The following is a 12,666-nucleotide window of genomic DNA, read 5'->3' on the forward strand; positions in this document are numbered from 1 at the left end:
TTATAGTTTAGGTCGTTTACTATTCTTGTTTATTTTCTTTTGCCTGCGTTCCATCTCATGTTGAAAACACCTTTCTTCGGGGTCTTCCCCATGAGTTTGAAATATTGACATTGAATCGAGTCCACCAATTATGGATTCGACAATACCAATTCCACTACTTTGAGTATTATTTTGTTGGTTAGAAACTTGTTCTGTCACTTTACTTTGTCTGTGGTTTTGAGTATTTTCGTCTAATAGCTTATCTATTTTCAGATAGCTAAAACCACGATCCACTTCAGAACCTTTAAAGGTCACATTTCCAATCGTAAATGAAATTCCTTGTATCTCATTTGTCTGTCCTTTGTATTTATAGGATAAGATTATCCCGTTCTCTTTCAATCGTTTTTCAAAATTGTCCCAATTGGTAGATCTGGACAATGCATCTTTTACTGCATTATATACCTGATATTTAGTTTTATCTTTTCCTCTCAGCCTATGTTGCTTCACCTTGTCCTTACTTTTTCCAAAAGACAGCTCGTATTTATTCTTTATTTTCTTACAAATAGCTTCATTCCGATAACGGTCGTTCTTGTCGCTTATAACTTTACCGTTATTATCTATCCGGTTAAAGACAATGTGTACATGTGGATTGCCGTTGTCGTAATGACGTACTACTATGTATTGAGTGTCTTTTATATTCATCTCCTGCATATACTCTTTCGCCAATGTTACCATAATTTTATTGCTGAGTTTGTCTGCATCTTCCGGTGAATAACTTAAAGAGATGTGACCAACCGGATGTTTGATATTCGATTTCACTAGACATTGAATATTGAAGCTTCTGACAATACTATCCATATCTTGCAGAAGTACACCATCAGAAGCTAATAGCTTCGCATCCTGTTTATCCATCACATAACGGACACATCCTTTAAAAGCGGCTCTTTTCATAATTTTTCCAATCATCTGACAAACGGTTAATAATTCCAATAATAATACTCCGAAGCCCTATTACTTCTTTTGCAACACTTGTAAAACCATCCTTATTAGCTGACCTTGCTAACTGGTTCAGGTTATTGGCTTCTCCTGAAAGCTTACGAAGTGTATCTGCATCGTCCTTACTTATGCGTTGCACAACTTTAGCTGACAGTAATGCAGAACGAGCAAAACGGCTTAAACTCGTGCCTGCATCTCTGGCTCTTTTCTTTAAGGCTAGGTATTCCATTGTAGTTACCCTTACACTGACGACTTTTTCTTTCAATCGTATAGTAACTTTATTTTTTGATTCCTTATTTTTTATATTATCATGCATAATATTCAGCTTGTTTTAATTAAGATAAACTCTTATTCTCTTAATGCTATTCTCATAAAACTGCGACCAACGGGAGCGGTTTTCCCCTCCGCCAAAGGCGGAGCAAGGGAGGAAATGTATACATTTCCATAACCTTGCCATGCGCCTCAACTAGGGAGGATAGCTGTTAACCGGAGTAGTGCAATCTCGGAGGACAGCCTGATAATTTAGCTGGACTTTGGGCGATCAGGCATACTGTATAAACTCAGCGAGCTAAACACACGAGACTTCAAAATCTGACAGGTGTTAGTCAGATGTGCGAATGCCCCAAATTCAGCCGGAACAAAACACCAATAACTCATCGGTCGGGGATCGCCCGGCGGCAAGGGGGGAGACCACTCCTCCCGACGAGCCACTAATATTATTTTCTTCGTTTTGAATTTGGTGAGACAACATAGGTCGCTGCTTCCTGCTCCAATTGTTCTGTTGTTTTAATTGGGTTCTTTAACAGCCACTTGTCTATTTCTTCCTTACTGAAATAAATAGTTTTTCCGTGAGGCTTAAAATGAGGGATTTTATTGGTACATGTCAGCTTATACATATAGGTTTTAGATATACCTGTATATTGACAGCATTCCTCAAAGGTGAACACATCTTTTTGTCCCATGAGAAGATTCTCTATCTTCTCCAGGCGTTTTTCAATTAAATCATTAGTCATAATAAACAATATTAAAAGTGATACAATCAGGTGTCGCGACTACCTTTTGGATCACGAAATAATATCATCTAAACATTGGCAACATTGTACACCAATGTATTAGTATTAACCGCCAATGTTTTGATAGTAATTGCCTATGTAAAAAGAAAAGCCTGTAATTTCTTACAGGCTCAACAATAAGTTGTTTAGTTTATATCAGGCTTCTTTTATTTTTTGGATACACTCTTCAACCAAATCATAAATTTTAGGTTTAATAATACCGGAAGTCGCATTGGCTGAAGATAAGTCCTTTGCACTTAGAGCTTTCCCATTGGGAGAAATAAAGCATTTATGATTCATAGCTACACTTTTCCACGTTTTACATATTAGCTTTTCATCACATAAGCGTTCAAACAAAAGGGCGACATATTTATTTACAGTTGTTTGTAATGGTCTGGAGTGGGCACAATAAAGAATTTTGTTCATTTCTTTATTGGTAATATCAACATTGAAAACAGGGATCTCATTACAGTATTTAACAAGTATTGCTATTTGTTTATCAGATAAAGCACTTTCAAAAGTATCTAGATTACGCCCTTTTTCCCGATTATATTTAGATGTTTCTTTTTGAATCTTCTTGATTTTACGTTCTTCCATCTCTTTTTCTTCAGAAAGCTTCCTATCAGTATATTCAGAAATAGAGTCTGTCTGCTGCCGGATGTCATTTACATCAACAGATATGATATTTGTTTGGGAAGAAATAGATTCTACCCCATGTCCAATACTTGATATTTTTTGATTTGATGTTTCGACAGACTGATGAAGATTCGACAAATTCGATATTATTTCCACATGTTTTTGATCTGACTCAGGAAGTTTGTATTGGTTGTATAAAATATCAAATGTTGCTTCTATCTGTTTTTGTTTTGCAGATGGTATATTCCCATATGATAATTTATTTTTATATATAGAAAACTCATCATCAAGAAATGCAATTGTTTGTTCTTGGCTCATATTAGCCGTCTCAATCCATGCCTTGAGATAATGAGGAGTAAAGCGAACATTTTTAGATAATAAGATAAGACAGCTTACCCAACTGCATACAGCAACAAAGCCAAATCCAATACAAGCCATTGGAAACCATAAGTATGCCAATGGAATACTTTTCTGTCTCAATAACTCGTATTTATCCATTAAAGAATTCCATATCCTACGATTGGCTTCTTTTTGAGTGTATTTGATATAAGCCAGCTTTTTCATTCAATATGATTATATATAGAACTTGTCGTATATTTTATTGTATCCTATAACCTATTTTTCCTTCTTTAGTAATTAAGTCTAAGTTCTTTTGATAATTCTTTTTTTACAAGACCAAGAATTTGTCTATGATAGTAAAAGATTTTCTTTGAAGTGATCTTGACTAACTTAAAGTTGTTAAAATAACAAAAGAGTGTTGGTTTAGTATTTGGTAACTAACTAAAAACACCTCCCTATGTGCAAAGTACTTAGTAAAGATACAATAGAAAATGAAATACTACCTCATTTGTCCAAAGCAAAACGCGGTTTTAAGACAAAGAGTTGTCTTGCAGAAGTTATAAATTGCATTTTATATAAGCTTAAAATCAGAATTCAGTGGCATATGTTGTCTGTAAAAGGATTATTCTCAGATGTAATCCTGAACTATAAGACCGTTTATGGCCATTCTAGGAAATGGTGTAAGAAGGGAGGGTGGGAAAGCTCTTGGGTGAACATTCTGAAAAAGTACAAATCCCACTTGGATATATCTACATCGTCAATTGATAGGAGTCATACCAAAGCCTTACGTGTTGGAGAAAAGGTTTGTTTTCCATATTTCTCAATTTTTATTTCTTTTCATTATACTTGTTAGCTTTATTCCCGTATTTATTCACCCAACGTAGAATTGTCGTAGAGGGAATATTGTATTCCTTCTGTATATATATTACGGGTATTCTTATGTCCGCTTTCAACTAACCCGACCAGATACATAATCACTTCATGAGTATAAATGTTTTTCTTAAATGTAGGTAAAGACGAATTTTGTTCCTTCTCTATGTTTATTTTATTGGTATCTTGCGGAGCATAAAGAATCAGATATTGAATATAAATACGAAAGAAATCATAATTCAGCAATTTACTCCAACGCAATAGGAGATCACAATCTAATGTCTTTTGATCAAGCATAAGTTCAATTTCTTCTTCTGATACTTTCAGGAAATTGCATACGCGATCAATAGGTATATCACCCTCCAACATGCGTTCTTGAATTAACTTACCGATATGAATATCGTTAAAATTATTAAGGTATACCATACGTTATTTCTATTTATGATTTATACGTACCTAGATGATGAAAATATTGGCTGGGAGATGGTGAATAGGTTATAAAATTGTCAGGTTAGATTTAAACCGTTTCAGAATCCATCATATACCAGCCAGTTTTTCTAATAAACTCTCACCGTATAAATCTTTGGCTATAATTTTCCCATCTCTGTCCAACAAAAAACAGGAAGGTGTTTTATGAATATTATAAAGTCCTGCTATTTTCTTTTTGCCGTTTATCCGTTCATCGAATAAATTAGTCCAAGACAGCTTGTTATTTCTTACAAAAGTTTCCCATTCTTTTTTTCTATCCACCGGATCGAGAGCCACAGCCAATATTGTGAAATCTTTACCTCTAAATAAACTAAAGACTTTTTCCAAATTAGAAAGCTCCACCAGACAATGACTACAGTCAGAAGCCCAAAAGACCAGAAGCAACCTTTTCCCTCTGAAATCTGAAAGTTTTATCAATCTCCCTTCAATATCCGCACATTCAAAATCGGGAGCCGTAGCTCCAACAGAAGTAGCTTTTATTTTTTGCAACTTATTGGCTAAGTTTTTACCCGGTAGCGATTCGCTGATAATACTAGACATTGACGAAAATGCAACTAAAATCTGCTCATCGTCAGGAATATTATCCAACTGTGATTGTAAGAGATACAGACTTATAAAACTGTCTGGATGTTCTTTTACGAACTTATATATACATTGAGAATTCATCTTACGGACATTTTGTTCGCATATCATAAGCGAGTCATTAAACACCTGAGATTCCTGTTGTTGCGGAGTAGCATTGTTGTATGCTGTCCGTATATTATTCATTTCTTCCTTTAATGGCTCCAACAATCTTAAGAACTCCATGTGTAAATCATGCGTACGCGACCCTGAAATAATCGACCTACCCTCTCTATCCATATTTATCATAATTGGAGCATTCTCTAAATAGAGATAGAATACATCGCTTGAATTATTTGCGGAAGAAATATCTTTATTTCTTAACTCCAATGTAGCCAAAACGGGATACTCGACAAAACCGGAGAAGCGGAAGAGTCCGTTTGTAATATCGCAGGAATCAATAACATATTCATTTTCTATTGGATAATAAAGATAAACGAGATATGCATTTTCCGTATTTTCTATTTTTCCGTATAATGTATAACCATCTTGTGCAAACATGAAGATTGTGAAGAGAAACAGATAAAAGAATATAACAAAGCGTATCATTACTTCAGTTTTATAAGATTATCTAATGAGCCGGATATTTGTCCGGCTCATTAGTATTCATATTATATAAGTTTGTCAATACATGTTATTTAACCCAATACTGGACTATACGGCCTTCGTAGTTTCCATCCGGCCTCCTGTTGAAATTGTGAGGCCTCCAGTTGGACCATCCAGCATTACAATAGCTTGCCCCGCCAAAATCATCCGTACTGTTGGCACAAGTCCCGATATGATGGTTAAGCTGGTTTTCAGAATTCATATATAACCCGTACAAGTCATTTATGTAATATAAGTTGAAGGTATATGTTTTACCATTATTACCATCTGTACGGTCATGATATGTATAAGTACGATTGTTAGCAGAAGAGTTACCAGCAACATAACCTAATCCGCCATAGAATCCTGTAAAGAAATCATTGTAGCTGTACATTCCGGGAGGGGTACCCGCAAATCGAACGCCTTCGAAATAATATGCTGAAGAATTTGCGTCGGGTTTCCCCCAAGAACGGCCGAATAATTTACCTTCAGTTATATTATTACTAGATGTATAATTCCCTGTTGAAGGATTACCGCTATACATAGTAACTATCCAGTAATTATCCTGAGTCCATATATCTTCATTTGGTGAAACCGTTGAGCTTTCTATATCCAGATAAGTAGCATCGGAGGTAGTTGTATGCCCTTGTTCTTTAATGGTAAATCTGATTTTTCTCTCTGAGCTAACACTATTTCCTATATTATTAACAGTTGCTGCTGATAAGGAAAATGCATATTCATTGAATTTTCCTTCCCTTGAGGTAACTGGATTTCTAGAGCGTTGAGTCGCAAAGGACTCATTCTGAGTTTTTTCTGTAACGAGGATCTGTCTCTCAGATAATGATTTAATCAGGGTCCAGGCTCCATCAGGTTCCATATCGCAATAAGTCTTAAATTTATTGCCACCAGCCTCTTTCACCCAGTAATAACCATCTCTTGCTGACGGGTTCTCATCTAATATTTCCTGACATCTATTTGCTGGAAAATCAAATGTTCCCGTAGAACTTTTTACTTCTATAGTAGGTGTACAAGTGGCATTGTCTATAGTGAAAGCATTTCTGGTGAATATGCCCGCTGCAATAGGTGTTCCTTGCCCATATAGTTTAACTTTCTGGCTACCTGTTGAAAGCGAAATAGAGCCGGAAGAGAATTTTATGCCATTTTCGTATAAAGTTTCTATAACAGTTTCTCCGGCTGAAGTTACGTTCACTTCCACCTCTACATAATTCGATGAGTTAAGAGAGACCCTAGTTATATATTCTCCATATACTTTTGTAGCAGAACAATTAACGGTAAGCCTGATGCTTGCAGGATTAACCGTAACCGGAGGCAAGGTACAATTTGGCGTTATTATTGAGTTATTAAATATTAATGTAACGGCGTCTGCCCCTTCTTTGATTGGGGCGCCTTGTCCGCCAAGTTCAATTTCATAAGTTCCAGTTGATGTAAACACCCCGGACTTAGAGAAAGTATAGCCGTTTATTGTTGTTATTGCTATATCATAAGTACCTATTTCAGTAACATTTATTACTAGGGTATAAACATTTGATGTATTTAGAGCAGCTCCTTCGGTGAATGTTCCTTTAGGACCTGTAGGGTTATTACAATTCAACAAGTCGAATTGTGCAGGATCGTAGGTTCCACACAAACTGAGCCATTTTTTCACCTGTCCTTCGTAATAATTGAGACAATTCGTTGTGGTATTAAATATAAGCAAGCCGTTAGCAGGATTAGCTATACCATTTCTTTCAAGTCGCGAAAGGCGGGGTATTAGCAACCCTTTTGAGTTAGAGGCTATTTCTACTTGTGCCGAAGCGTCGGTGGTTACAGTCCCCATAGCCACTGTCCCCGTATGGTAGATATTTTCTTCTACTTTTTCTGCACCCAAAGCTGTTTCAGAATTAAGCCATGGTTCGGATGTTATATCTTTCACACGTATCCATTTGAACCCATCGTTAAAATAGTTTCCGGGAACTAAATCCCCTTCTCTGGTGGTATTATATACATACATTCCAGGAATATGTTCAGGCAAAGGACTCGCAAGATCAAGACTTACTAACGCCACACGCGGTAGCAATAACCCCTTTTTAGAACTCCCATCCTCATTTTCTTTCAAGTCAAGAATAGCACCTTTATCGGGTTCCTTTCCAATGCCAATGGTTACTTGCCCCTGCACCAGAGGAGAGAATCCAAATATTACAACTACAAGCAGCATTAAATTAAATGCTGTCAAATTGTATCTTTTTCGTTTAAAATTTACTTGTTCCATGTAGTTTCATTAAATGTGATATAAATTTAGTTAATTTGTAAAACTGTCATTTTAACTTTTAGTTTGTGCCCATTTTTTACACTTCACTTCTTAAGTGTTTTTTATTCATTGTAAGCACTAGTAATAAGGCTATTATGTTCTTCAAAAACAAAATGTATCAAATTGGTGTAAAGTAAATTCTTGGAGGTTGTGTAATATATTGGTATTGAATGTATTACGAATGATGTTTTGTGCCTGAAAAAAGATATGATGTTAAAGGGAATAAAAGGCTTATATACAATAAATTAGACATATTTACTACAAGACAAAACATATTATACATTTTAAAGAGATCAGATGCTATTCTCTCTTATCTTTTTAGATAAGTCGTTCATAAATAATCGATAATATATGTATCTGTTAAAAATAAATACATATATTTGCATCCAAAATTATATCACTTAAGAAGTGATTTTTATATTCTTGCATTTTTAGATTGCAATTCTGCAATTTTATTTAAAAAAATCTTCTCACGTCTGTATTTAGGCATTTAATAAGAAAACAAGTTTCTCCTGGAAAAGTTTGAGCACACTAAAAAGTTTTATCTCTCCTGAAATAAAAAACATACGTTCAATAAAGTATTTTGCAAAGTTTAGTGACCAATAGCTTAGGCTCTAGAAGCCGACCGCACGAGCCACTATATCGTTGGCTTCGTCCAACTTTGTACGATTAATAGAAGCGAGATAAATATAAGTGGTCTTAACCGAGGAATGCCCCAAACCTTCAGAAATGGTCCAAATAGGCAGATTCTCTTCTTTGGCAATAGTTGCCCATGTATGACGGGCTACGTGAGTCGTAATCGGACGTGTCACCCCTGCCAGTCTTTGTATAACTTTCAGATTATGATTCTGTTGTCCTAAAGCCCTTAAATATTGACTGTATACGTCTTTATTCAAGTATTTGATAATTGGAAACACATAGGGAGAACCTGCAGTCGCCTTGGAGTATTTATTAATCAGTTTCCTTAGAGATTGATTGATTTTAATGTCCAATTGCTGGCCTGTTTTTTTTCGGCGATAAGAAAGAATACCATTTTTAATATCTGTCTTTTTCAGAAAAGCCATATCCACAAAAGACATTCCACGGGCATGAAAGCTGAACATAAAGAGGTCACGGGATTGATCCAGCTCTTTGATTTTTCTCTGTTCATTGTTATTTTTTGCTTTTTCTTTTAACACATATGACAAGTCCAATGAATAAACCTGATTGATTTCCTCTTTGGACAAAGCTCGTTTAGGTGTAGATCTGACTCCTGTATAGACACGGAAGAAAGGATTATCCAGATTCAACATTAGAATCTTATCAGCGATTGCTTTATTGTAGATTGCTCGCAGGTTTCTCATATAAAAGGATATACTATTCAGACTCAATCCCTGAGCATATAGCAACCGTTCAAAATCCTCCACAAAGTCTACAGTTATTTTATCTAAAGAAAAGTCTTTATTCTGATTGAAACGGGTGAGTCGTCTCATTAGAGTCAGATAAGCTTCTGCTGTTCTGTAACGATTTTGCCGGATTAGCTTTTCTGCCAACAAATGAACATAGGCCGAAAAACTATTAGGAAAAGAAGACAGCCTGAATTCTGACACTAAATGTTCAATATCAAAATCCTTTTTCTCTTTGTATACGGCCAAAAGTCTTTCCAAGTGAAAAATTTTGTTTCGAAGTTCAGTATTTAACCGTTGAATATAGTTCTTTCTCTCTGGAGAAAAATCAATCATTACTATTCTGGCATTTTTATGGTCCCATTCCAAGCTATTTAACCGAAGTCCTGTCGCTAATTGCCGTACTTGTTTTCCGTAATAGACCCGAAGACTTAAATACCCTTCTTCGTGTTTCGTTCGAGAAGGCCGAAATACAATATTTATGCTCATAATCTTTCTATTTTTTGAACTATAACAAATATAAGAAATAAATTTACTGGAAATAATATTATATTTAGATAGTCGAACCTCAAAAACTCACTTAGATAATAGAGACTATAAAATCCACTGGTCAATGTACTTTTCAGATTTATCTTTACTATACGTAAATTCTAAATAATTTATCGGCTATTCTTGCTGGAGAAAATAAAAATCAACGCCTGAAAGAAAAGCCAAAATCCGGATACAGGTTCTAATAGGCATCCCAATATTGAGAATACCAGCAAACCGTATCCTAAAAATAGGGATGCAGGTTTTGCTCTTTCTTTATGTAATATTGCGACAATAGTATGGAGAATGTCTGTTATAATGAGTATATCCTGCAACTTTGCAAATATAGTCTTGTTCAAAGAATAATTGACCTTTTTTGAATTCTACTCTTCTCCTGATATCTCTAACATACTGCTGAAGCTTATCAATCCCATCAATTTCAAGGTATTTGTTTAAAGCTACATTTAAGAAGTTTCTAGTTATTTCTATTAATCAAGTTCACAACGACTTTTACCATCACATCTTTTTCCTCTGTTCTACTTTCAGCAATCATCAAGGTAAGAGCAACTAAAGTATTGTTTTCTATTAATTTTGAACCATTTGGTTTATATAAAATACCATTATTTTCTAAAAACCAAAGGAAAAAAAAAGCTGCAATTCGTTTATTTCCATCGCTAAATGAATGATTCTTGACAACTAAATATAATAACATAGCTGCTTTTTCCTCTATGCTCGGATAAAGATCTTCACCGCCAAATGTTTGATAAATGGTATTAATAGAACTTCTGAATGATTGGTCTTTTTCGTTTCCAAACAATCCACCACTACCAAATTTTTCACGAAGAGTATTTATGGCTTTCGTCGCACTCTCATAAGTAGCTCGGAATGATTCTTCTTTTGTTGTATTATCTATTTCAAGGGATTGATAGTCATATCTATCCAATGTATCGAGAGCATAGGTGTAATCTTTGATAACTTGTAGTATATCTATTGCCTGATCTTTAGTTGCTTCTTGCCTGGTAGCTATGCCAGTTAATATCTTTATTGAATCTAAAGCTTCTTGCAATTGTTTGACTTTCGCTTGTTGATTGACTACAAAGCCTTTTACAAGATACTCTTTCAAAACTTTATTTGCCCAGATACGAAATTGAGTTCCTTGTTGAGATTTAACTCGATATCCAACAGATATTATTACATCAAGATTATAAATTTTAACTGGTTTATCAGAATTTGCAATGTGCAAAAAATGCACATTGCCTTTTTCATCAAGTTCTCCTTCTTTAAATATATTATTTATATGCTTAGTTATAACGGTTCGCTCTCTTCCGAATAATTCAACCATCTGAGACTGAGTCAACCAAACAGTATCATTCTCTAACTGTACATCTAGTGTAGTATTTCCATCAGATGTTTGATATATTATGATTTGGCTATTACTGCTTTTCAATTCTCCTTTATTCATGGTTTTAAAATTGTGGACGCACTGCGTTCGTAATTATAATTTATTCTAAGCTAATTTCTGGCAATGAATTTACGGCTTTTTCTTTTAATGAATCTACAGCACGGGTATATTTCTCCGTATGCTTTAATCCACTATGCCCTAAAAGTGAGGCAACTGTCTTTATGTCGGTCTGGCATTCTCCTAATAAATTAACAGCAAATGAATGCCTAGCACAATGCCAAGTAATATGCTTGTCAATTCCCGCACGAGTAACCCACGTTCTCAAAGCTTTCAAACATCCTGTATGACTAGGCAACTTGAATATATAATCATCTTTTTTCGGTTTTTCCCCTATAAGACTTAGTAAAGTTTGGCTAAGAGGAATAATAACAATAGAATTTTTCGAATGACCTTTTGTTTTAGCCTGCTCAAATTTGATTCTCTTGCCTGAATAATCCACGTTACTATATTTCAAATCAACAACATCACAATATCTTAAACCTGCGTACAAACAAAAAAGGAAAGCCCTTTTTATATCACCATTCTGATAAGGGGTTTTGGCAAGTTGCTGTATTTCTTCCAATGTTAAGACATCTTTAGTCAATGCACTATCATCTACAACACAGACAACCCCATTACATGGATTCTTTAGAAATATATCTTTCTCGGTTGCATGTTTGACAACCTTCTTAAATCGTTGAAAATAACCTCTCGCACCTTCTCCTACAGATCGGCTTTGTAGATATTCGACAAACTTCACCATCATATCTTTGTCTATTTGATCTGGACGAATATTGACTTTAAATACAGGGTAATATTCGGATAGGAAATCTTTAAATCGCTGAAGGCTTCCTTCCATCATACGAATGTCTTTCTTTGTATAAGTATTTACATAAGACTGATAATAGTCAATGAAATTTATTTTTTGTTTCACCGGAGATACTTTACCATGTTTCTGGCTTATCAACTCTCTTTCCTTATCTGTGCGAATTTCATTAGCTAAAGCCAAAGTTTCCTTGTTCTTTTGCCTTTCCTCTGGTGTCCTCGGATTAGCTAAAAGATATAATCCTAAGTATTCTTTACTTCTGATATGCTTAATCTTCTCTTTACCCGTTGTTTCATCAATGACTTTGTTATATCCCATATAGTATTCAAGGTATAAACTTTGCCTGCCATCCGTTAATGCTTTTTGCTGTAATTTGGGATTTTCTTTGGTTTTTGTTTGAATCTTAGCCATTGTAAAAAGATTTTGAGGTTGTATTCTCTTTCTTAACTCTTATTGGCAAAGGTAAAATAATATTTTAATTGGGGGTGTAAAAAAGGTGTAAATAATAATATAAAACACTCAAATAAAGAGAAAATAAAAATTTTGTAATTAATTTAATTATCTAATATATAAGTATATGTATTCTTTTTATTGGATGATGTTTGCTAGGT

General features: G+C 34.7%; 12 protein-coding genes. 1 reads left to right on the top strand and 11 read right to left on the bottom strand.

Annotated elements, in window-relative coordinates:
* From JGH11_RS09495 to JGH11_RS09510, 4 genes are all read right to left on the bottom strand, one after another.
* The gene (locus tag JGH11_RS09495) at positions 1–930 is read right to left on the bottom strand and encodes a relaxase/mobilization nuclease domain-containing protein (protein WP_236263941.1); all 930 of its coding nucleotides are present in this window, start codon (positions 928–930) and stop codon (positions 1–3) included.
* Positions 911–1,291: a plasmid mobilization relaxosome protein MobC gene (gene mobC / locus JGH11_RS09500; protein WP_201111346.1), complete on the bottom strand. Its 381-nt coding sequence runs from the start codon at positions 1,289–1,291 to the stop codon at positions 911–913. The genes JGH11_RS09495 and mobC overlap by 20 nt, the downstream gene beginning before the upstream one ends.
* Positions 1,292–1,691: 400 nt before the next feature.
* Positions 1,692–1,988, bottom strand: coding sequence for a helix-turn-helix domain-containing protein (locus tag JGH11_RS09505; protein WP_201111347.1), 297 nt, complete (start codon positions 1,986–1,988; stop codon positions 1,692–1,694).
* Positions 1,989–2,183: 195 nt separating this feature from the next.
* On the bottom strand, positions 2,184–3,227 hold the full coding sequence (locus JGH11_RS09510; RefSeq protein WP_201111348.1) for a hypothetical protein: 1,044 nt from the start codon (positions 3,225–3,227) through the stop codon (positions 2,184–2,186).
* A gap of 232 nt (positions 3,228–3,459) precedes the next feature.
* Here JGH11_RS09510 and JGH11_RS09515 point away from each other — a divergent pair, with 232 nt between their 5' ends.
* On the top strand, positions 3,460–3,855 hold the full coding sequence (locus JGH11_RS09515; RefSeq protein ID WP_201111349.1) for a transposase: 396 nt from the start codon (positions 3,460–3,462) through the stop codon (positions 3,853–3,855).
* Between the two features lie 14 nt (positions 3,856–3,869).
* On the opposite strand, the gene JGH11_RS09520 is transcribed toward JGH11_RS09515, so the two are convergent.
* The 7 genes from JGH11_RS09520 to JGH11_RS09550 all read right to left on the bottom strand — a co-directional run bounded on the left by JGH11_RS09520 (position 3,870) and on the right by JGH11_RS09550 (position 12,466).
* Positions 3,870–4,298, bottom strand: a complete 429-nt coding sequence (locus tag JGH11_RS09520) for a hypothetical protein (RefSeq protein ID WP_201111350.1) — start codon at positions 4,296–4,298, stop codon at positions 3,870–3,872.
* 111 nt (positions 4,299–4,409) lie between these two features.
* Positions 4,410–5,531, bottom strand: a complete 1,122-nt coding sequence (locus JGH11_RS09525) for a TlpA disulfide reductase family protein (protein WP_201111351.1) — start codon at positions 5,529–5,531, stop codon at positions 4,410–4,412.
* A gap of 85 nt (positions 5,532–5,616) precedes the next feature.
* The gene (locus JGH11_RS09530) at positions 5,617–7,836 is read right to left on the bottom strand and encodes a fibrinogen-like YCDxxxxGGGW domain-containing protein (RefSeq protein WP_201111352.1); all 2,220 of its coding nucleotides are present in this window, start codon (positions 7,834–7,836) and stop codon (positions 5,617–5,619) included.
* A 653-nt stretch (positions 7,837–8,489) separates the two neighbouring features.
* Complete coding sequence (locus JGH11_RS09535) at positions 8,490–9,749, bottom strand: site-specific integrase (protein WP_201111353.1); 1,260 nt, start codon at positions 9,747–9,749, stop codon at positions 8,490–8,492.
* A gap of 170 nt (positions 9,750–9,919) precedes the next feature.
* On the bottom strand, positions 9,920–10,147 hold the full coding sequence (locus JGH11_RS09540) for a DUF6463 family protein (RefSeq protein ID WP_201111354.1): 228 nt from the start codon (positions 10,145–10,147) through the stop codon (positions 9,920–9,922).
* Between the two features lie 116 nt (positions 10,148–10,263).
* The gene (gene rhuM, locus JGH11_RS09545) at positions 10,264–11,250 is read right to left on the bottom strand and encodes a virulence protein RhuM/Fic/DOC family protein (RefSeq protein WP_201111355.1); all 987 of its coding nucleotides are present in this window, start codon (positions 11,248–11,250) and stop codon (positions 10,264–10,266) included.
* Between the two features lie 40 nt (positions 11,251–11,290).
* A complete protein-coding gene (locus tag JGH11_RS09550; protein WP_201111356.1) occupies positions 11,291–12,466 on the bottom strand; it encodes a site-specific integrase in 1,176 nt (391 codons plus the stop codon).
* Between the last annotated feature and the right edge of the window lie 200 nt (positions 12,467–12,666).

The sequence above is a fragment of the Dysgonomonas sp. Marseille-P4677 genome, from assembly GCF_016652235.1.
In the GTDB taxonomy this organism is placed as follows: Bacteria; Bacteroidota; Bacteroidia; order Bacteroidales; family Dysgonomonadaceae; genus Dysgonomonas.